Source organism: Pauljensenia sp. C0170B5 (assembly GCF_056590195.1).
The window spans coordinates 34,516-53,794 of record NZ_JBWPVR010000008.1 but is presented as its reverse complement, the minus strand read 5'-3'; the positions used below and the strand labels follow the sequence as shown (position 1 = coordinate 53,794).

The following is a 19,279-nucleotide window of genomic DNA, read 5'->3' as shown; positions in this document are numbered from 1 at the left end:
GGCAACACTGTTGCCACTTCATACGATGTGGGGCAGGTATCGCACGCGATACTTGCCCCACACTCGTCTGCCAGTCGTCAGAAAGAAGCGTCGTTGAGGCCATCCACCCGGCGGGCAGGCACTCCGGGCCGAACCGGCAGAGCCGACGCGCGGCCCCCGGCATCAGGAAACGCACGGCGATACCCCTCAATCCAGGCGCTCGCAAACTCATCAGCCGAACTGCGCTCCACGAGCGCCCACACCGACCCGCCAAAGCCGGCACCGAACGCCGACGCAGCCGGCGCACCCAGTTCGCGAGCACGGCGCTGCAGATCATTCGTCTGAGGAACCTGATTGCCCAGATTCTCATCCGCATTGCGATGCGACGCATCAGCGGCAGCACCAAACGCATCGATATCGCCAACATCCAGCGCATCGAGTGCCTGCGGCACCAAAACGGTCGATTCACGGATGAACGCATCCAGTCGCGTGAGCAGGTCCGGCTCGTCAGCAAGTATGCGGCGCATCTGCTCCACCGCATCTCCGGAGGACGCCAACGCATCAGCCAGGCTGGCATCTGCGCGCCTGGTCGCCTTGTTCCACTGCGTCACAATTGCCGCAATCCGAGCCGACAGTGCGTTGTACGAATCGCGCGCACTGCCCGTCTTTTCCGCCAGGACACCGCTGACCGCCACGACGAACGTCCACGTGTCGTCGAGTGTCACCGAACGGTGCTCCTGGATCGGGCAAAACGAAAACTCAGTGAGCCGACCGTCGTGGCAACACATCATGGCGGTGTGATCCTGCGAGCCACCGAAAGTGCCCACGCCACGCACACCCTCCAACGACCCGAACGATAAACCGTTCTCGCAGCACGAGTAGTATCCGGCCTCATCGGCGCGCGAGTGAATGTTCGCCTTCCACTCTTCACGCTCACGCAGATCGTTGTGATCAATCAAAGCCAGCGCCGACGCCACGACCAGCGCAGACGACGAACTCATTCCGGAGGCCAACGGCAAATCGGAATCAAAGCTCAGGTGCGCAGGTTTGAGCTGGCCGAAATTGAGTGTCAGGCGATCCACCACCGCCTGAACGTAGTGACCCCAGTGGCCGGCAGGAAGAGTGCTCGCCGCACCTGCACCAACCTCAACGCGATCCGGCAGTGCGGTCGTCTGAGCTGAAATGCCACCGTCTGGCGAGTCCCCCTCGTCCAACGTGACGCGAATGCCGCGATCGACTGCCGCGACGATGGAATGACCACCGGCGTAATCCGTGTGCTTGCCGAACACTTCCAGTCGGCCGGGAACAAACCAGGAAGTCACAGGCGGACCTCGTGATTCTCCAGTGCTGCCGCCACCGAAGCGATATCGCCGCGATTCGACATATCCAGTACGCCCTCATCACAGCGGATCACCGCGTAAGAATCACCATCGGCAATGGCTTGACGTACAGCATCGGTGATCTCATACTCACCGCGAGCAGACGGCTTGATCGTGCGGGCTGCCTCGAAGATTGCCGGCGAGCACTTCCAGCAGTTCATCGAAATCAACGCACCTTCACCCAGGCGCTCAATCGTGGCGGCATCGGGCTTTTCCACCAGCTCATCGAGGTTGCCGTCCGCATCGGCCGTGGCCAGCGCGAAAGCCGCAATACGGTCAGCCGCAATGTTCGAACGCTCCACCATCGCCTCGCGCGTGAAACCGGCAAGACCCGACCCGTCGACCTGTGCGAGCTGGAGCAGAGCATCAACGGGATAGAAGTTATCCGAGTTGAGCACCAGGATCGGCTCACCGGCCGCGAAATCCTCAGCAGAGAGCACCGCGTTCGCCGTGCCGAGCGGTTTGTCCTGGATCGCGTAGCTGACGGTGATGCGCTGTTTGTCCACCGAATCGTAGTAGTCGCGAATTATGTCGTGCTCAGGGCCGATCACCAGGCAAATATCAGTGAAACCGGCGTCGGCCAGGGCGCTCATGACGTGGTCGAGGAAAGGGCGCCCCACCGAAATCATGGCTTTGACACCGGAATCAGCTGCGCGCTTTTGCTCAGCCGACAGCTGCGTGTCCCCAGAATCCTTGCGCATGCGCGAACCGAGGCCGCGCGCCAAAATAACCGCTTTGTGATGTGCCTGTGCCATGTCATCCTCCTGTGGACGTCGAGGCGTGATCAAACCTTCCAGCAAAGTGCCGGTTCCAGTGTAGTGGGATCGCAGAAGGTAGCGCAGGACTGCCTCGGCAATGATGCGTGGAAAAACGAAGGTGGGCAAGATTTATTGAAGTGTCAAGACGAGGAGGGTAAAATGTGTCACTCACTGACAATGATGGAACGACCGCGGGGCGGCCATCGAATTGACGAGGGCGTCCCTGCAGTGTCTGTCCGTTCAATTCAAGAGGACATGATGTCACGAATTCATTTCGGTACAGGTGGCTGGCGCGCGATTATCGGCGACGAGTTCACACGCCACAACGTTCGCCTCCTGTGTGCAGCGCTGGCAAGCCGCATTAAAGACGAAAACAACGCAGAAAAAGGCCTGGTCATCGGCTACGACAGGCGATTCCTGTCGGATCTGGCAGCTTCGTGGGCGGCCGAAGTCTTTGCCGGTGAAGGAATCACCTGCCAAGTCATCCGCATCACGCAGGCCCCCACACCCATGATCATGTGGACGGTCAAGAACTTGGGACTGCCCTACGGCATGGCGATCACCGCCTCCCACAACCCCGCCATCTACAACGGCATCAAGGTCTTTACCGAGGGCGGCAAGGATGCCAACGAAGATGTCACCGCTGACATCGAACGCCGCATGGAAGCCATTGAAGGCGCAGGGGAAGAACAGATCCCCTCGGTCACCTACCAGGCTGGGCTGGACAGTGGCGCCATCACTGAAATTAACCCCTTCAATGGATATATCGACTCGATTTGCGAACAGATCGATATGCAGGCGATCCGTGAAGCGAACCTGCATATCGCCCTCGACCCTATGTATGGCGTCTCGCGCACCTCGCTGCAGACGATTCTGATGACCGCGCGCTGCGAAGTGGACACGATCCATGACCGCCACGACACACTGTTCGGCGGACGCATGCCGGCGCCGACGAAAGCCACGCTGGACGCTCTGACACAGTACGTGCTGGACAACAACTGTGCGCTGGGACTGGCTACCGACGGCGACGCCGACCGTATCGGCGTAATCGATGACCAGGGTGAATTCCTGCACCCGAACCAGCTGCTCGTCCTGCTGTACTACTACCTGCTCAAATACAAGGAATGGAAAGGTCCGGTGGTGCGTAACGTCGCCACAACCTCACTGCTGGACGAAGTGGCCGCAAAGTTCGGTGAGACCTGCTACGAGGTGCCCGTCGGATTCAAATGGGTGTCCTCGAAGATGCTGGAAACAGATGCGATCCTGGGTGGTGAATCCTCCGGCGGCATCACCGTGCGTGGACACATCCACGGCAAGGACGGCATCTATGCGGCCGCACTGCTGGTCGAGATGATCGCCGTGATCGGCAAGCCCATGAGCCAGATCTACCACGAAATCACCGGACAGTTCCCGCCGCACTACATGGCGGAAACCGACTTTGCATTCGCACCCGAACGCAAGCTCGAAATCCTCAAGACACTGATGGAAGACAAGAAACTGCCTGAATTCACCAGGCCAGTTGAGTCAGTGTCCTACAAGGACGGCTGCAAGGTCTACTTCGACCAGGGGTGGATCATCGCTCGCTTCTCCGGCACCGAGCCGCTGCTGCGTATCTTCTGCGAGATGCCGACCAGGGAAGAAGCCGAAGCCACGTGCGAGCAGCTGCGTGAATTCCTCCACCTGTGACATTCGAACCACGTCACGGTCCCGGGCCCATTGGCACAGGCCGGGACGTGGGTGAACTTCTACAATGAGGGGTGACCCATTTGTCAGGGCGTTGCGTCGCCCTCGTCAATGACACACAACTACGAAGGAGTTGGAATGCTGATCCACGTCGCCTCGAGCGAGGAAGAAATCGGATCCCTGGGTGCAGACCTGATCGAAAAACTGTACGCAGACAAGCCCACCGCAGTGCTGGGCACTGCGACAGGATCATCACCCGTGCCGCTGTACCGCGAACTCGTCGCGCGTCACCAGACGGGCACACTTTCATTCGCCAAGGGACAGTTCTTCCAGCTCGATGAGTACGTCGGAGTTCCGCGCGAACACCCGCAGTCCTACTGGCGTTTCCTGTGCGAGAACATCGTCGACCACATCGACCTGCCCAAAGGCGGCCTCAATGTACCTGACGAACGCGACGGCAACACCCTGGATGAAGCCGCTGCAGCATACGATGCGCGGATCCGCGAAGCAGGAGGCGTTGACCTGCAGATCCTGGGAATCGGATCAGACGGACACATCGGATTCAACGAGCCCGGCGGATCCCTCTCATCACGCACTCACTCGGGCGCACTGTCACGCCAGACCCGTCAGGACAACGCACGTTTCTTCGACGGCGACCTGGAGCAGGTGCCCACCCACTGCATCACGCAGGGACTGGGAACGATTATGGAGGCCCGTCAGCTGCTTATGATCGCCACAGGTGAAAACAAGGCCGAGGCTGTGAAGGAACTGATCGAAGGCGGCGTGTCAGCGCGCTGGCCTGCCACCATTATCCAGTTCCACCCCGCAGTGACTGTGCTGCTGGACGAAGCGGCAGCCTCTCAGTTGGAGATGGTGGAACTGTACGAAGCGGAATGGGCATCGCGCCACTGACCTGCTTCACAGCTGCCGTACCATGATCGCGGCGGCGAGACTTTTCACACTCAGGCTCTCGGCCCGAATCAGGTCGAGGGCCTGAGCCGTCCCACTTACAATGAAGGTATGTGTGACGTCGAAGCAGTGGCCGAAACAGTGACAGACCCAGGCGAACCCGTAAGCCCGGCAGATCCTGGCAGTCCTGCCGGCGGTGGTGCAGGTCCGTCGACCAGCACCGGCCTGTTGGAACGCACCGAGGTCAAAGAGAAGGAAAAAGACCCCGGTGATGGCGATCGGTTCGCACACTTTGTGCGAAAGGACCGCGTATCCTCCTCGCTGATTACCGGACAGCCGGTGGTGGCACTGTGCGGGAAAGTGTGGATCCCCTCGCGTGAGGCCTCACAGTACCCGGTGTGCCCGACCTGCAGGAAGCTGCGCGATCAAATGGGCAAGAACGGCGGAAACTGGCCATTTTCAAACGGAGGGCGGGGCGGTTCCGGCAAGTGAAAGACCAGGGACATTCCTCCGCTTCACCATCGGTTTCCGCGGCGGCCCAACTTCCACCTGCTTTCCCGGCTCGCGCCGCGTGGGGCACCGCTGGAAGTCTGCGTGCCTGGCAGGCAGCCGCACTCGAGCAGTACCTGAACGCCCAACCTCGGGACTTCCTTGCTGTCGCCACACCCGGAGCCGGAAAAACGACATTCGCGCTGCGCGTAGCGGTCGAACTGATGGGCGCAGGTGTCGTCTCGAAAATCACCGTGGTCTGCCCGACCGAACACCTGAAAACCCAGTGGGCCGACGCGGCGGCGCGCGTCGGTATCCACATTGATCCTGCTTTCTCAAACTCCCAGGGACGTGCAGGCTCGCATTTCGACGGCGTGGCGGTGACCTACGCTCAGGTCGCTGCAAACCCGCACGTCCACTCCTCACGTACCCGTGCATTTCGCACGCTGGTGATCTTGGATGAAATCCACCACGCCGGCGACGCGCTGACATGGGGTGACGGCATCGGGGTCGCATTCGGGGAAGCAACCAGGCGCCTGTCCCTGACCGGCACCCCCTTCCGCTCGGACTCCTCTCCCATCCCGTTTGTGCGATACGTCGAGGGGAGTGACGGTATCCGCCGCTCACAGGCCGACTTCACCTACGGGTACGGAGATGCGCTGCATGACGGTGTCGTGCGACCGGTCCTGTTCATGTCCTATTCCGGTGACATGGCATGGCGCACCAGCGCCGGCGATGAGTACCACGCCCGACTGGGGGAGCATTCCACCAAGGACATCATGAAGCAGGCATGGCGCACCGCCTTGGATCCGAAAGGGGAGTGGATCTCCGCTGTCCTGCAGGCAGCCGATCAGCGCCTGTCACAGGTGCGGCGCGCAATTCCCGACGCTGGCGGACTGGTGATCGCCTCCGACCAGTCGGCGGCACGCACCTACGCGCAGCGCCTGCGCGCCATCACAGGAAAGCCGGCCACTGTCGTGCTCTCCGATGATGCGGACGCCTCCGATCGTATCGATCACTTCCGCGAATCCACTGACCGATGGATGGTTGCTGTGCGCATGGTGTCTGAAGGGGTAGACGTGCCGCGACTGTCAGTTGGCGTGTACGCCACAAACACCTCGACCTCGCTGTTCTTCGCGCAGGCTGTCGGCCGTTTTGTTCGAGCCAGACGACGAGGCGAAACATCCACCGTCTTTATCCCTTCCGTAGTGCCGCTGCTGGATCTGGCAGGGCAGATGGAAGTGGAACGCGACCACGCCCTCGACAAACCGCATCACGGCCCTGATGACCCGACCGTGATGGACACCAGTGCGGAAGACCTGCTGATGGCACAGGCCAACAAGGTGGAAAATGCGAGTTCGGAACTGATCGGAACGTTCGAAGCACTCGGCGGGGATGCCGAGTTCGACGCAGTCTTGTTCGAAGGATCGTCGTGGGGATCAGGCGCTGAGGTCGGATCGATCGAGGAGCAGGAATACCTGGGGATTCCCGGTCTGCTCGATGCCGACCAGGTGACGACGCTGCTCAAAGCCAGGCAGGCGGAGCAGATCAAGACCCAGCGCCGTCAGAGCGATGCGAAGAACCTGCGCGACGCAAATGCAGGGATCTCGGATCACCGGGCACGCGCCGCGAAACGCAAGGAGCTGTCGCGTCTGGTCGGCCAGTGGTCGCGGCGCTCAGGCGATTCACATGCACTGATTCATTCGCAACTGCGTCAGCGTTGCGGCGGACCAGAGGTGGCGCGGGCAACCACCGCGCAGATTGACGCACGTATCGCTCTTTTGAGAGGCTGGTTCGTAGGGCGCGCATAAAGGTGCCCAGCGCTTTGGGACGACCCGGATGCGGTGATCACGTGGGGACGGCCCCAATTGAAAGGGGCTGCATCATGCATTGGCTCGTTCTTGTTCTCTCCGGCGTTTTTGAGGCAGTGTGGGCCACCGCGCTGTCCAAGTCTGAAGGGTTCACCAAGGTGGTGCCCATCATCGTGTTTATCCTCGGAGCTGCGATCTCGATGGGCGGTCTGGGGTGGGCGCTCAAAGAAATCCCCGTGGGCACCGGCTACGCGGTGTGGGTCGGGATTGGTGCAGGCACGACTGCGCTGTGGGCAATGCTCAGCGGTGCAGAACCTGTGCGCGTGGTCCGCATCCTGTTACTGTGCGGAATCATCGCGTGCGTCATCGGCCTCAAGCTCGTGTCCGGTGACGACGGTGTCGCTGCTGCTACGCCATCAGAGGGCGCACGGGTGACGTCCACCGCCGCCGGCGACAACTGAGATCAGTCCAGCTCCACGTAGCGCGTGGAGACTGCAGCTTCACCTTCAGACAGTCGCCACGCCTGGTAAGGCAGCTCGTTGCGTGATTTCAAGTGATGGTCGCGTGCCTGCTTAAGCGCATCGATGCTCCACAGTTCACTGCGAATCTCACCGTCGACAACCAGCGGCATCTGCAGAGGGCGCGCCTTCTGCTTCGTCAGCTCTTCTTCGGCAGCCTTCCGTGTCGAAGCCGTGACCAGGAGTTCCTCGTAGGCGTAGCCTTCCTCGTCGTAGAGGCGGCCGGCGTACTTGCGGCCACCGACCGTGCTCTTAGACTGCGATTTCTTGGCAACGGGCTGCATGACGCCGTCCGAATCTTCACGAGCCACCATCTTGTACACCAGCGCCGCGGTCGGAACCTTGGACCCGGTCACCAGGCGAGTGCCCACGCCGTAGGAGTCCACGGGTGCCGCGCCCAGGGCGGCTATCGCATACTCGTCGAGGTCGGACGTGACGGTGATCTTCGTGGATGTGGCGCCCAGTGAATCAAGCTGGCCGCGCACCGTGAACGCCTGCGCCACCAGGTCACCGGAATCGATGCGCACGCACCCGAGCTCCTGACCCACTGCGCGGGCAGCCTCAACAGCGTTGACGACCCCTTGCGGAATGTCATAGGTGTCAACCAGCAGCGTGGTCGAGGCGCCAAGCAGATCGATCTGCGCGTCGAAAGCTTCGCGCTCGCTGTCATGGAGCAGCGTGAACGCGTGAGCGGACGTGCCGATAGTCGGAATGCCGTAGCGGATACCTGCTTCCAGATCCGAGGTGCCGGCAAATCCGCCGATCACTGCGGAGCGGGCAGCTGAAACGGCGGCGCGTTCATGGGTGCGGCGCGCACCCATATCCAGGCAGGGACGGCCGTGAGCTGCGATCGTCATGCGGGATGCCGCAGATGCGATCGCACAGTCATGGTTGAGGACCGACAACAGCAGCGTTTCAAGCAGCACACATTCTGCGAAGGTGCCTTCCACGGTCAGCAGTGGCGAGCCGGCGAAATAGCATTCGCCTTCCTGGTAGCCGTCGATCGTGCCGCCGAAACGGAAGTCTCTGAGATAATCCAGCGCGTCGTCGGACACGATTTTCTGATCGTGGAGCCAGTCGATTTGCTGGTCGGTGAATTCGAAACGCTCCAGCGCCTCGAGGATGCGGCCGGTGCCCGCAACGACACCGAAACGGCGGGTTGCTGGCAGGCGACGACCGAACAGTTCGAAGACCACTTTGCGGGACGCGGTTCCGCGCTTCATCGCAGCGTCCAGCATGGTCAGCTCATACATGTCTGTTAACAGAGCAGTTGAAGGTGAAGCAGGCATACCCTCAATCTACTCTCTTCTCACCGGAAAGACCCACTCGCCGGCAATCTGCTTGCCACTCAAAAGGCCAGTGGGAGCGCCATGAAATGAGTGTAAATGGCCAGAAGCGGCGCGCGCGAAAATGCACTGCGTCAAAACGGCACGGCTAAACCTGCGGGGCCATACGCTTAGGAGCATGAGCGGGAGGTCTATGACAACGTCGTTTCACGACCGTGCGGTTCCTGATCAGCCGCGCGAGGATGCCTCGTCATGCCCATTGGCACAGTGGCAAACCGTGGTGTGGGATGACGTGGTGAACCTGAACGACTACGTGGTAGAAGTGCTGATTCGACACTTCGGATACTCGCGTCACGCTGCCGACGAACTGACTGCGCAGATCCACACATTCGGCCGGGCCGTCGTGTCAACTGGAATCAGAGAACGCATGGAAGCTGATGTGCTGGCCATGCACGGATACGGCCTGCACGCCACGCTGGAGCAACTCACATGATCACTGCGTTCGCACTGCAGGAAGCCGGATACGTCTGCAACGTGTCGACGCAGTTCCTGCACCTGTTGCGCCAGCTCATTGAAGAAATACTGGTCGTCCTCGACGAGCCGGGCGAACTGTCCACCTTCGTGCTCGCCGCCACCGAAGTGGAAACCACGCGCGACGAGCCACACGACCCGGCACTGGGGAGCCTGCTCCCTCCCATGAGCGACGACCCACCGGAGGCGGCGAATCTGCGAGCCCTGACCGAAGACTTCCTGCGTGCGGAAAAAGCGGCGCGACTGCGGCGGATCCACACCGAACTCTCGTCTGCAATCGGCACAGACACGGTGGTGATAATGGTCACCCACCAGGAAGTGTGGGACTGGCTCGCTGCCCTCAATGACGTGCGACTGGCTCTGGCGGGTGAACTGGGTATTGACTCACGTGAAGCGGAGAATAAAGTCGCTGAGCTTGCGCACGCATGTGACCTGGAGCAGCCGCGCAGCGAGGCAACGATGAGTGCCGGAATGTACATGATGGTCACGTGGTGGCAGGATTCACTACTGACAGCGGTGCGCGCGGAGGCCTGGTCGCATTAGTCTCCAAACATGGACAGTGCTCCGATAGGGATCTTTGACTCAGGTTTAGGCGGCTTGACGGTCGCCCGCGCCGTCATGGACAAGCTCCCTCACGAACGCATCGTCTATCTGGGAGACACAGCCCACACGCCGTACGGTCCGCGCCCAATCGCACAGGTCCGCCAGCTCGCGTTGACCTGCCTGGATGAACTGGTCGAACGCGGCGTGAAAGCACTGGTCATCGCCTGCAATACGGCGACCGCAGCAGCGCTGTCAGATGCCCGTGAACGCTACACGGCGCAGCAGGGAATCCCGGTCATCGAAGTGATCACACCGGCCGCGCGCTCAGCGATCCGTGCCACCCACAACCGCCGGATCGGCATCATCGGCACCTCCGCAACCATCCAATCCCAGGCTTACAACCAGGCGCTCGCAGCAGTTCCGGACGTATCCGTCTTTTCAGCCGCATGCCCCCGCTTCGTGGAATTCGTCGAAGCAGGCATCACCACCGGGCCGGAGCTCGAGGCCGTCGCACGCGACTACCTGGCACCACTGATCGACGCCGACGTCGACACCGTCATCCTGGGGTGTACGCACTACCCGCTGTTGACTGGCATCATCAGCCAGACGATGGGTGAGGACGTCACCCTCGTCACTTCGTCGGAAGCAACGGCCAACGACACGTACAAACTGCTGGTGGAGCGCGACATGACCGCTCCCATCCCCGAACAGGCCAGCACAGAGCAGTCGGTGCTCACCGAGCCTGCCCACGAATTCCTGACAACGGGAGCTCCTGAGACGTTCGAACACCTCGCGCGCCGATTCCTGGGACCGGAAGTGCGCTCGGCTCATAACATTCACGGTCCTGCATCTACCGCCGATGCACGGCTTGCGCGAGACGGAACGCCTCCGGATGCCGCACCCGACACACCACGGAAAGAGTGATGACATGTCAATGACGCTGACCATCATCGGATGCACCGGTTCAATGTCCGGCCCGCACTCACCTGCGTCCTGCTACCTGCTGCAGACGCAGGAAACACGTGAGGACGGCACGACGCGAACGTGGAATATTGCATTGGAGATGGGGCCGGGTGCCTTCGGGCAGCTCTGGCGCGTCATTGACCCGGCAGACCTGGACGCAGTGATCTTTTCGCACTGCCACGCCGACCACATGGGCGACGTGATTTCCCTGCACGTGCACCGCAGGTGGGGGCCGGGACGAGGCTGCGGCACACTCCTGCTGGCAGGTTCAGAACAACTGCCTGAACGGGTGCGCCAGATTGACGGGTGTGACCCGGCGGAGACGTACACCGATGAATTCGAGTTCTACCGGATGCGCCCGGGCGTTCCCTTCAACGTGGGCCCCCTGACCATCACGCCCAGCACCGCTCAACATACCGTCGAAGCCTTCGGCGTGCGCATTGAGGACGAGGGTGGCGCCACCATGTTCTTTACCGGCGACACCGACCAGTGCGACACGATTATTGAGGGTGCGCGCGGTGTCGACCTGCTGCTCAGCGAAGCCGGATTCACCGAGGCTGACACGACGCGCGGCATCCACATGTCGGGTGTACGTGCGGGCGAGGTCGCCACGCAGGCCGGTGTCAGGCGAGTGGTGCTCACTCACATTCAGCCGTGGACCCCGGTCGACACGGTGATGAGTGAACTGCGCCAGACCTGGCAGGGGGAGGCGCAGATCGCCCGCGCTGGTGACGTGTTCGAAATCTGAGGCGACCAGCCTGCGGCTGTGGGCAGTGAGCCTGCGGCTGAGGCCAGTTTCTTCAGAAACTAGGACGCCAGTACGCGTGCCACATGCGGGGCAAGCGCACGAAACGCAATGCCGCGGTGACTGATCGCATTCTTGTCCTCGGGGCTCATCTGGGCGGTTGTGCAGTCGAAGCCGTCGGGAACAAAAATCGGGTCGTAGCCGAATCCGCCGCTGCCGTGGCGTTCGCGCAGCAGGTGGCCGTGCACCTCGCCGCGTTCCACAAAAGTCTGCCCATCAGGTGTGACGAGCACTGCCGCTGACACGAATGCGGCACCGCGATGCCGATCGGGCACATCCGCAATCTGAGCGAGCAGCAAGTCCAGATTCGCCGCGTCATCACCGTGATGTCCACTCCAGCGCGCTGAGAAAATCCCGGGCGCCCCGCCCAGCACGTCCACCGTGATTCCTGAATCGTCAGCGATAGTGGGCAGGCCGGTCAGTTCACACAGGTGACGCGCCTTGATCAGCGCATTGTCCTCAAAGGTGATGCCGTCTTCGACAGGTTCATCTGCGCCGGCCTGCGCCAGCGTCACGATGTATCCGTCGTGAACTCCCGGCACGAACGGATCCAGGATTGCGCGCAGCTCTGAGACCTTATGCGCGTTCGACGTGGCAAATGCCAGGACTGGTGTGGCCAGCGCGTCGCCCTCGTTCATCTCAATCCTCCAACGAGACGGTTGTGCCGACCTCGGCTTCCAGTGCGCGCTGCTGCAGGTTATGCAGCGTCGCATTGCCGGCGGTGGCCAGGTCGAGCAGCTGCCCGAGCTCCTCCCGGTCAAAGAGGGCGTGCTCAGCGGTGCCCTGAACTTCGACGAATTTACCGGAACCGGTTTGCACGACGTTCATGTCAGTCTGGGCGCGCACGTCTTCCTCGTACGGCAGGTCCAGCATGGGAACGCCGTCGATGATTCCCACTGAAATGGCGCTGACTGAGTCGGACAGCACGGGAGCGGACGCCTGTGGATGAATGAGGCCGTTTTCAGTTCCCCACCTGACAGCATCGGCCAGCGCAACCCATGCGCCGGTCACAGATGCGGTGCGGGTGCCACCGTCGGCGCGCAGCACGTCGCAATCCAGCACGATCGTGTTCTCACCGAGGGCTGCCATATCCACCACTGCGCGCAGTGAGCGACCGATGAGCCGGGAAATCTCCTGAGTGCGCCCCGAAATCTTGCCTTTGACAGATTCACGCTGACTGCGGTCCGACGTTGCGCGCGGCAGCATCGCGTATTCGCCGGTCACCCAGCCCAGGCCGGAGTCCTTCCGCCAGCGCGGGACGCCGGCAGTCAGGGATGCCACGCACAGGACGCGGGTGTTGCCTGATTCGATCAGTACGGAGCCTTCACCGGTCCCGGACCATCCGCGGGTCATGCGAACGGAACGAAGCTGGTCGAGTGCGCGCCCGTCGGCGCGAGTTTCTTCATTATTTTCAAGTGTCATAGTGACCACGGTAGTGCGAACCGTTACTGTGGTCATTATGGAACTCGATCTTCCACTGGCGCGCGGCGCACTCGACGCGATGACGACGATGCGCGAAAAAACCACCATCTCGCAGATTCTGAACGACGGTCCTGCCGCATTTCACGGCCTTGTCGACGGGGAAGTCAGCAATATTCGTCTCTTCTTCCTCGATTCGACAGGATCTGTCGGACTCATCCCATCAGGTGACGGACTTCACGTCTTCAGCGTGCCTGCCTCGTGCGCGTCCCTCTTCTCTTTCCCCATTGACGAGGGCGACGCTGCCCTGATCGGACGCACTGGCAACGGGGTTGCCTACATCGCCATTGCACTGCCCACAGGACAGGAAGATGCTCTTGAAGAAACGCTCGGCGAGAGTGGGCAATCAGAGGGCATTGGCGATCTGAGTTGGCACAGCGTGCGCCGCGTCGGGCACCTGCTGAGTGACGATGACAGTGCCATGACAACCGCCGCAAGCGCCCTGCTGTTCTGGCGCGCCGCCACCAGCTTTTGTACCCGATGCGGCGCAGCGGTGCGGCCCACAGGCTGCGGCTGGACCGTCACATGCAGTCAGTGCGATCACATCGAATACCCGCGTCAGGATCCGGCAGTGATCGTCGCCATCGTTGATGACGATGAGCGATTGCTCCTGGCACACAATTCAGGATGGAAGGCGGGGTACTACTCGTTGATCGCCGGCTTCATGGAAGCGGGTGAGGCACCCGAACGTGCAGTGGCGCGTGAAGTGCGTGAAGAAGTCGGACTGGATGTGAGGCAGGTTCGATATCAGGGTGCGCAGCCGTGGCCATTTCCGCGCTCGCTGATGCTGGGATTCACCGCTCATGTCACGGGCGGGCACGACAGTGAGCCGGACGTGCGTCCCGATGGCTCCGAAATAACGAATGCCGCGTTCTATTCGCGCGACGAGTTCGCTCAGTGTCTGCGCGATGGTCGGATCATCGCATCAGGGCCGACGGCGATTGCACACGGGCTGATCGAACAGTGGTTTGGTGGCCCGTACCTGCATCTGCAGCAGGGCACACGGTCCGCAGATGCACGTGCCCACTGAGACAATGCCTCTATGACAGACAGCATGATGGAAGCGGAGCGGCTTCTGGACGCCCTCGATGAGGATCAGCGGCGCGTTGCCCAACAGGTACGCGGCCCGATGGCTGTCCTCGCGGGGGCAGGAACAGGGAAAACTCGCGCAATCACGTACCGCATCGCATACGGTGCGGCCACCGGCGCGTACGATCCGGTGAGCGTCCTGGCCGTAACCTTCACACAGCGCGCTGCAGCTGAGATGCGTCAGCGACTGCGGGATCTGGGCGTGGCTGCGGCTCAGGCGCGCACTTTCCATTCCGCTGCGCTGCGCCAACTGACGTATTTTTGGGAAACAGGGTTTGGCGGTAGGCGCCCGGACTTGATCGAACACAAGGCATCACTGGTTGCGTCAGCTGCCGCGCGCTGTGGGATCAGGGCGGACAAGACCACGGTTCGTGACCTGGCGGCAGAAATTGAATGGTCAAAAGTCTCCATCGTAGATGCCGAACGCTATGCGCCAGTGGCGCGCAGACAGGGACGTATCCCCCCGGCAGGCCTGGAGCACTCAGAGTTCGCTCGCCTGTTTGACGCTTACGAGGAAGCGAAAATGGATCGCGCCGTCATCGACTTTGAGGACGTGCTGATTTTGATGTGCGGCCTGATGGAAACACGTGAGGATATTGCCCGGCATATCCGCTCTCAATACCGCAATTTTGTGGTCGATGAGTACCAGGACGTGTCCGCGCTGCAGCAGCGCCTCCTGGACCTGTGGCTGGGGGAGCGCCATGACGTGTGCGTGGTCGGTGATGTCGCTCAGACGATCTATTCCTTTGCCGGGGCAGACGCATCCTATTTGGCCAGGTTTGCGCAGCGCCATCCAGGGACGCGCGTAGTGGAACTGACCCGTGATTACCGCTCAACCCCTCAGATTGTGTCGATAGCGAACCGAGTGATGGAACGGGCTGGCAGGTCGCGACTCAGTGCAGGCACCGCAGCAAGTGGTGCTTCGGGTGACGGCTCAGGGGCCCGTCCCTCGACAGGAGCGATGGCAGGTGCCGTCCACCTGGTGTCGCAGCGGCCATCCGGCGCGGCAGTGGCGTTTCGGACCTATGGCGATGACATGGAGGAAGCTGCTGGTGTCGCGCAGCGCATCGCAGCACTGGTCAAGTCCGGTGATACCTCCTTGCATTCGTGTGCGATCCTGTACCGCACGAACTCGCAGTCAGAAGTTTTTGAAACGGCCTTGTCGCAGGCCGGGCTGTCATGTGTTGTTCAGGGCGGCAAACGTTTCTTTGAACGTGAAGAAGTCAAACGCGCCATGCTGGTTCTGCGGCGCGAGGCAACCGCGCAGCGCCGTCACGACGGTGAAGACTTTACCGACGGAGCAGATGACGGCGCAGACGGGGCGCACGCCCCTGATTCTGTGGACGTGAGCGGCGACACCGGACTGGTTGATACGGTCAAAGAACAGCTCGCCCTGGTGGGGTGGAGCCCGGATGCTCCACAAAATGCCGGTGCTGAACGTGAACGGTGGGACAACCTCAATGCTCTGATCAGCCTGGCTGAAGAACGCGCACACCTGACGTTGCCCAAATTCGTCGATGAGTTGGGGGAACGCTCTGTTGCTCAAGCTGCCCCCACAGTCGATGGCGTCACGCTGTCCACGCTGCATGCAGCGAAAGGACTGGAGTGGGACAACGTGTTCTTGGTCGGTGCCAGCGAAGGGTTGCTGCCGATCTCACTGGCCGCTACTGCGCAGGCACGGGAAGAAGAACGACGCTTGCTCTATGTCGGGTTGACGCGTGCGCGTGATCGCCTCGAAGTGTCGTGGGCGCGTTCCCGTGGCACTGGCCGCAGCCATAAGAACAGGTCACGCACATCGTTGCTCGATGGTATCTGGCCCAGGGAAGATGAATCCGCGCGCAGCGCCTCCCGTTCACGTGCGCGATCATCTCAGCCACGCCGCAAGGCTGACGATATGGAAGCCTTTGAACACGAGTTCGGGCCGCAGGCAGTGGCAGCATTTGAAGCGCTTAAACAGTGGCGTCTTGAACAGGCCCACGCCCAGTCGAAACCAGCATTTACCGTCTTTGTCGATTCCACGCTGCGTGACATTGCGTCGGCTCGTCCCAAGACGCTGCGTCAGCTTGGAGTCATCCGAGGCGTGGGTCCTGTCAAACTTGATGCCTATGGTCCTCAGGTTCTGGCTATTCTGCGCGGTCTGGACGACGCGGAGTCTGACGGGGCCTCGAAATAAGCAAGAAACCGACAGTGGGCGCGGATCCTGGTCGACCACACGATCTGGCACTTCACCACGTATCTTGCCGGGCGCGGCTCCAGAGCAGATTCACGAATAGGCGCGGATAGCGACCGGCTCGCGGGATGGAACGGCGTCTTCAAAGGGTGTGCCGTAAGCCCCGCACCCGCAGCGCTCATGTGGTGCGATCGCACTGAGCCTCACCTGCCCGTCGGAATCAACATGCGCGGTTAAGGCATCTGGCCCGCACATTTCGGACTCACCAAGTACCGAGTACCCCAACGTTCGGGCGACGGCCGTGGCCGCACACAACGCTGCCTGACACTCACATGCCGGTGGCAAGGGGCCAACTGGCCACTGTTCCATCTGCGTGGCCAGCAGCGGCCACGACGCATCAGTATCAACTAAAGCCAGTGCCGCACACTGCGCGCACGGGGTGTGCCCAGGTATCACCAACGGTCCGATGACTACGGAGCGTTCATGGCGCGTCATCACCAGGTGCTGCTGGTCATCAGCCAGTAAGAACCCGCACGCAGCCAGGTCAAAACTTCTGGGCCGAGACACCACCGTCAGATCACTGCGCGACAGGGAACCGACAAACACGTGTGGAAAACGCGCTCGGATCATCTCGCCTGCAGCGTACGCGCGGCACGTTGCGAACGTGTCGGAGGGCATCAGATCAGCGAACCTCCCGATCGATGGTCGCGGATCTCGAAACTCAAAACGTGAAAAACCGCTGCGTATCAGCAGTTCAACGAGGCGCACGCTCAGGGCATCCAATCCGTCAATGCAGATCCCTTCACGCATAGCGGGTGCCTCACCCTCGTCAATGAGGTGAGCCGCGCGCAAGCGGGAGACAAGAGGAAGCACGTGCGGCAGCATGCGGACAGGAGGGGCCTCAGGTGAGGAGGATGCGGCCTGCACGAGCCACTCGCGTTGCGCGGATGTGACCTGGGTGAACACGACACACTTGGATGGATCTGAACCAATCTGAACGGTCGTCGGGTCGCGCCAAAGGACCGCTGTTCCTGGGGTGATGCGCATACTGCCTCCTCGCATGTCATGGTGTCCTCATGGTCGGGACGGTCACCGGTAGTGCCAGTCCAGATTGTGACGCCCATGCATGCCTGAAGTCAGCAGCAGTGCGAGATCTGTGGATAACTGCGGGGCGGCGGCTAGTCGCGTGAGTCGGAGTCGTCAGGATCCGTCGGGTCAGAAGTGTCAGTGTCTGACGGGTCAGCGTCGGGGCGGTCGGCCTCGTCGGATGCGCCGGTATCCGCCTGGCCGTCTGACTCAGGCTGATCGTCGGGGATCACACCGGCTTCGCGCAACGAATCCATCTCCGGATCGTCACTCGGGCTCAGACCCTCCGCCCAACCGAGCGTGCCATCCAACATGGCGCTCAACGCTTCATCAATGTCAGCCGATTCCTCGCGCTCGCGGGCACGTCGATCCAGGAACTCGGTCGGCTCGTCAAGATCCTGAGCGGTCGGAATCATGTCAGGATGGTGCCACAGTGCTTCGCGCGCCTCGGTGTCCTGAGCCTGCTCAACGATAGTGAACAGCTTCGCTGCACCGCGCGCGCGACGCGGACGCATGGTCAGGCCGATCAGCGACCCCAACATCTGCTCGGCGGGACCACCCGTTGCGCGCCGGCGACGCATCAATTCACGCAGGCGATCCGCATGAGGCAGATACGGAGCGACGGCGCGGGCAGTGGTCACCTCCACCCAGCCTTCGACCAAAGCCAGCAGCGTTTCCAGGCGTTCGAGTGCTTCGGTCTGACGCTCAGTTGGCTCTGTGGCAAAAATCTGATCAGTCATCGACGTGCTAAAGGATGACGGGTCCGCCGGATCGATGTTGCGAGCCGCGTCAGCGATCGCGTCCGTGTCGATCGCAATCTCAGCAGAGTACTTTTCCACCGCGCGTACAAGATCGGAACCAAGCCACGGAACGGATGCGAAAAGACGCTGGTGAGCGCATTCGCGCACGGCGAGGAACTGCTGGACTTCCTCACGCGGCATTTCCAGATCCTTGGTGAATTCGTGAATATTGCCAACGACGAGTGCGGTCTGATCCAGGCCCGCCAATGGAATACCCACATCGGTTGAACTCAGTGCTTCGCCGGCCAAGCCTCCCAGTGCCTGACCGATCTGCATGGCGAAGACCATCGCCGCCAGTTTCGGCATCATCTCACTGGTACGCCCGGCCAGCTCTCCAATTCCTTCGGGCATTCCGGGCATGTGGAGCTGTGCCATCATCTGCGAATCACCGAACTGTTCCTGCATGGCCTCGACCAGTGCGCGAGACACATTCGACGCGACCGGTTCGCACATGCGTTTCCACATGTCGAGCGTGTGATCAATCCAGTCGACACGCGTCCACGCCTGCCGGTCGCCGCCGCGGTGCGTAAAAGACGTCACCGGGTCAAGCCACAAGTCGGCAACCGTCATCGCTTCACGTGCCTGCGCAGCTTCAGTTGCCGTCACGCTGGGTGACTGACCAAAAGTACTCTGACGTGCCAGATCGGAGGCAACTGACCAATTGACTGGGCCTGACGTCGTGTTCATCAGCGCGTTGAACTGACTCATCATCGCCTGCAGCTGGCCAGGATTACTCATGAAAGACGGCATCTTCGATGAGTCAAACCCCTGCTCGCGCATAGCGCGTGCGGCCTCCTCGCCGGCATCTTCACCAAGCAGGCGGCGCAAAATTTCTTCCAACGGGTCGGGGGCAGAGTCATCCGGGCGGTCAGTTTCATCGCTCATGCCCTGAGCCTACTCGTTCAGATGCCCCAGCGGAACACGGGCGCGATGCGTGCGCTGTCAGCGGAAAAGCAGGGGAGCTACGTATCGATTGATGCCGGGCGCCCGACAATATGTCA

Annotated in this window: 18 protein-coding genes; 11 read left to right on the top strand and 7 right to left on the bottom strand. The window is 61.4% G+C overall.

From position 1 onward, the window contains the following. Positions 1-77: 77 nt before the first annotated feature. Together AC1EJZ_RS09070 and AC1EJZ_RS09065 are read right to left on the bottom strand one after the other, a co-directional pair. A complete protein-coding gene (locus AC1EJZ_RS09070) occupies positions 78-1,301 on the bottom strand; it encodes a GHMP family kinase ATP-binding protein (RefSeq protein WP_285016132.1) in 1,224 nt (407 codons plus the stop codon). Then, the gene (locus tag AC1EJZ_RS09065) at positions 1,298-2,113 is read right to left on the bottom strand and encodes a nucleotidyltransferase family protein (protein WP_285016133.1); all 816 of its coding nucleotides are present in this window, start codon (positions 2,111-2,113) and stop codon (positions 1,298-1,300) included. Before AC1EJZ_RS09065 ends, AC1EJZ_RS09070 begins: the two co-directional genes overlap by 4 nt. Positions 2,114-2,374: 261 nt before the next feature. On the opposite strand from AC1EJZ_RS09065, the gene AC1EJZ_RS09060 reads away from it, so the two are divergent. The 5 genes from AC1EJZ_RS09060 (at position 2,375) to AC1EJZ_RS09040 (ending at position 7,469) form a co-directional block, all read left to right on the top strand. Further along, the gene (locus tag AC1EJZ_RS09060) at positions 2,375-3,802 is read left to right on the top strand and encodes a phosphoglucomutase/phosphomannomutase family protein (RefSeq protein ID WP_480294655.1); all 1,428 of its coding nucleotides are present in this window, start codon (positions 2,375-2,377) and stop codon (positions 3,800-3,802) included. A 135-nt stretch (positions 3,803-3,937) separates the two neighbouring features. Beyond that, positions 3,938-4,711 (top strand): glucosamine-6-phosphate deaminase, encoded by a 774-nt coding sequence (gene nagB / locus AC1EJZ_RS09055; protein ID WP_058236061.1) that lies wholly within the window; start codon positions 3,938-3,940, stop codon positions 4,709-4,711. A 108-nt stretch (positions 4,712-4,819) separates the two neighbouring features. Then, complete coding sequence (locus AC1EJZ_RS09050; protein ID WP_082628455.1) at positions 4,820-5,200, top strand: DUF3039 domain-containing protein; 381 nt, start codon at positions 4,820-4,822, stop codon at positions 5,198-5,200. Then, the gene (locus AC1EJZ_RS09045; RefSeq protein WP_480294653.1) at positions 5,197-7,008 is read left to right on the top strand and encodes a DEAD/DEAH box helicase; all 1,812 of its coding nucleotides are present in this window, start codon (positions 5,197-5,199) and stop codon (positions 7,006-7,008) included. The genes AC1EJZ_RS09050 and AC1EJZ_RS09045 overlap by 4 nt, the downstream gene beginning before the upstream one ends. Before the next feature lie 74 nt (positions 7,009-7,082). Continuing rightward, entirely contained in the window at positions 7,083-7,469 is a 387-nt protein-coding gene (locus AC1EJZ_RS09040) for a DMT family transporter (protein ID WP_480294651.1), read from the top strand. A gap of 2 nt (positions 7,470-7,471) precedes the next feature. Here the strand turns inward: AC1EJZ_RS09040 and AC1EJZ_RS09035 are convergent, their stop codons facing one another. Then, positions 7,472-8,815, bottom strand: a complete 1,344-nt coding sequence (locus AC1EJZ_RS09035) for a nicotinate phosphoribosyltransferase (protein WP_480294650.1) — start codon at positions 8,813-8,815, stop codon at positions 7,472-7,474. 175 nt (positions 8,816-8,990) lie between these two features. On the opposite strand from AC1EJZ_RS09035, the gene clpS reads away from it, so the two are divergent. The 4 genes from clpS to AC1EJZ_RS09015 are packed head-to-tail and all read left to right on the top strand — an operon-like array spanning position 8,991 to position 11,597. Beyond that, a complete protein-coding gene (clpS, locus tag AC1EJZ_RS09030) occupies positions 8,991-9,305 on the top strand; it encodes an ATP-dependent Clp protease adapter ClpS (protein ID WP_227469160.1) in 315 nt (104 codons plus the stop codon). Next, positions 9,302-9,886, top strand: coding sequence for a DUF2017 family protein (locus AC1EJZ_RS09025; protein WP_285016139.1), 585 nt, complete (start codon positions 9,302-9,304; stop codon positions 9,884-9,886). The genes clpS and AC1EJZ_RS09025 overlap by 4 nt, the downstream gene beginning before the upstream one ends. 9 nt (positions 9,887-9,895) lie before the next feature. After that, a complete protein-coding gene (murI, locus tag AC1EJZ_RS09020) occupies positions 9,896-10,810 on the top strand; it encodes a glutamate racemase (protein WP_070725660.1) in 915 nt (304 codons plus the stop codon). 10 nt (positions 10,811-10,820) lie between these two features. Continuing rightward, entirely contained in the window at positions 10,821-11,597 is a 777-nt protein-coding gene (locus AC1EJZ_RS09015; RefSeq protein ID WP_058236230.1) for an MBL fold metallo-hydrolase, read from the top strand. Positions 11,598-11,656: 59 nt separating this feature from the next. Here the strand turns inward: AC1EJZ_RS09015 and rdgB are convergent, their stop codons facing one another. After that, on the bottom strand, positions 11,657-12,292 hold the full coding sequence (rdgB, locus tag AC1EJZ_RS09010) for an RdgB/HAM1 family non-canonical purine NTP pyrophosphatase (protein ID WP_070725657.1): 636 nt from the start codon (positions 12,290-12,292) through the stop codon (positions 11,657-11,659). A gap of 1 nt (position 12,293) precedes the next feature. Further along, entirely contained in the window at positions 12,294-13,076 is a 783-nt protein-coding gene (gene rph / locus AC1EJZ_RS09005) for a ribonuclease PH (protein WP_058236229.1), read from the bottom strand. Between the two features lie 37 nt (positions 13,077-13,113). Here rph and nudC point away from each other — a divergent pair, with 37 nt between their 5' ends. Both nudC and AC1EJZ_RS08995 read left to right on the top strand, forming a co-directional pair. Continuing rightward, on the top strand, positions 13,114-14,163 hold the full coding sequence (gene nudC, locus AC1EJZ_RS09000; protein WP_480294648.1) for an NAD(+) diphosphatase: 1,050 nt from the start codon (positions 13,114-13,116) through the stop codon (positions 14,161-14,163). Between the two features lie 12 nt (positions 14,164-14,175). Beyond that, the gene (locus AC1EJZ_RS08995; RefSeq protein ID WP_480294646.1) at positions 14,176-16,395 is read left to right on the top strand and encodes an ATP-dependent DNA helicase UvrD2; all 2,220 of its coding nucleotides are present in this window, start codon (positions 14,176-14,178) and stop codon (positions 16,393-16,395) included. 90 nt (positions 16,396-16,485) lie between these two features. Here AC1EJZ_RS08995 and AC1EJZ_RS08990 read toward each other — a convergent pair whose 3' ends face one another. Together AC1EJZ_RS08990 and AC1EJZ_RS08985 are read right to left on the bottom strand one after the other, a co-directional pair. After that, the gene (locus tag AC1EJZ_RS08990; protein ID WP_480294644.1) at positions 16,486-17,439 is read right to left on the bottom strand and encodes a hypothetical protein; all 954 of its coding nucleotides are present in this window, start codon (positions 17,437-17,439) and stop codon (positions 16,486-16,488) included. Positions 17,440-17,570: 131 nt separating this feature from the next. Further along, entirely contained in the window at positions 17,571-19,163 is a 1,593-nt protein-coding gene (locus tag AC1EJZ_RS08985; RefSeq protein ID WP_480294643.1) for a zinc-dependent metalloprotease, read from the bottom strand. Positions 19,164-19,279: the final 116 nt, after the last annotated feature.

Excerpts from the sequence above, each read along its gene's own strand:
- rph (WP_058236229.1), bottom strand. The coding sequence starts at position 13,076 with ATGACACTTGAAAATAATGAAGAAACTCGCGCCGACGGGCGCGCACTC.
- AC1EJZ_RS09025 (WP_285016139.1), top strand. The coding sequence starts at position 9,302 with ATGATCACTGCGTTCGCACTGCAGGAAGCCGGATACGTCTGCAACGTG.
- AC1EJZ_RS09060 (WP_480294655.1), top strand. The coding sequence starts at position 2,375 with ATGTCACGAATTCATTTCGGTACAGGTGGCTGGCGCGCGATTATCGGC.
- AC1EJZ_RS09040 (WP_480294651.1), top strand. The coding sequence starts at position 7,083 with ATGCATTGGCTCGTTCTTGTTCTCTCCGGCGTTTTTGAGGCAGTGTGG.
- nagB (WP_058236061.1), top strand. The coding sequence starts at position 3,938 with ATGCTGATCCACGTCGCCTCGAGCGAGGAAGAAATCGGATCCCTGGGT.
- AC1EJZ_RS09035 (WP_480294650.1), bottom strand. The coding sequence starts at position 8,815 with ATGCCTGCTTCACCTTCAACTGCTCTGTTAACAGACATGTATGAGCTG.
- AC1EJZ_RS08985 (WP_480294643.1), bottom strand. The coding sequence starts at position 19,163 with ATGAGCGATGAAACTGACCGCCCGGATGACTCTGCCCCCGACCCGTTG.
- AC1EJZ_RS08990 (WP_480294644.1), bottom strand. The coding sequence starts at position 17,439 with ATGCGCATCACCCCAGGAACAGCGGTCCTTTGGCGCGACCCGACGACC.
- AC1EJZ_RS09015 (WP_058236230.1), top strand. The coding sequence starts at position 10,821 with ATGACGCTGACCATCATCGGATGCACCGGTTCAATGTCCGGCCCGCAC.
- AC1EJZ_RS08995 (WP_480294646.1), top strand. The coding sequence starts at position 14,176 with ATGACAGACAGCATGATGGAAGCGGAGCGGCTTCTGGACGCCCTCGAT.
- rdgB (WP_070725657.1), bottom strand. The coding sequence starts at position 12,292 with ATGAACGAGGGCGACGCGCTGGCCACACCAGTCCTGGCATTTGCCACG.
- murI (WP_070725660.1), top strand. The coding sequence starts at position 9,896 with ATGGACAGTGCTCCGATAGGGATCTTTGACTCAGGTTTAGGCGGCTTG.
- AC1EJZ_RS09065 (WP_285016133.1), bottom strand. The coding sequence starts at position 2,113 with ATGGCACAGGCACATCACAAAGCGGTTATTTTGGCGCGCGGCCTCGGT.
- nudC (WP_480294648.1), top strand. The coding sequence starts at position 13,114 with ATGGAACTCGATCTTCCACTGGCGCGCGGCGCACTCGACGCGATGACG.
- clpS (WP_227469160.1), top strand. The coding sequence starts at position 8,991 with ATGAGCGGGAGGTCTATGACAACGTCGTTTCACGACCGTGCGGTTCCT.
- AC1EJZ_RS09050 (WP_082628455.1), top strand. The coding sequence starts at position 4,820 with ATGTGTGACGTCGAAGCAGTGGCCGAAACAGTGACAGACCCAGGCGAA.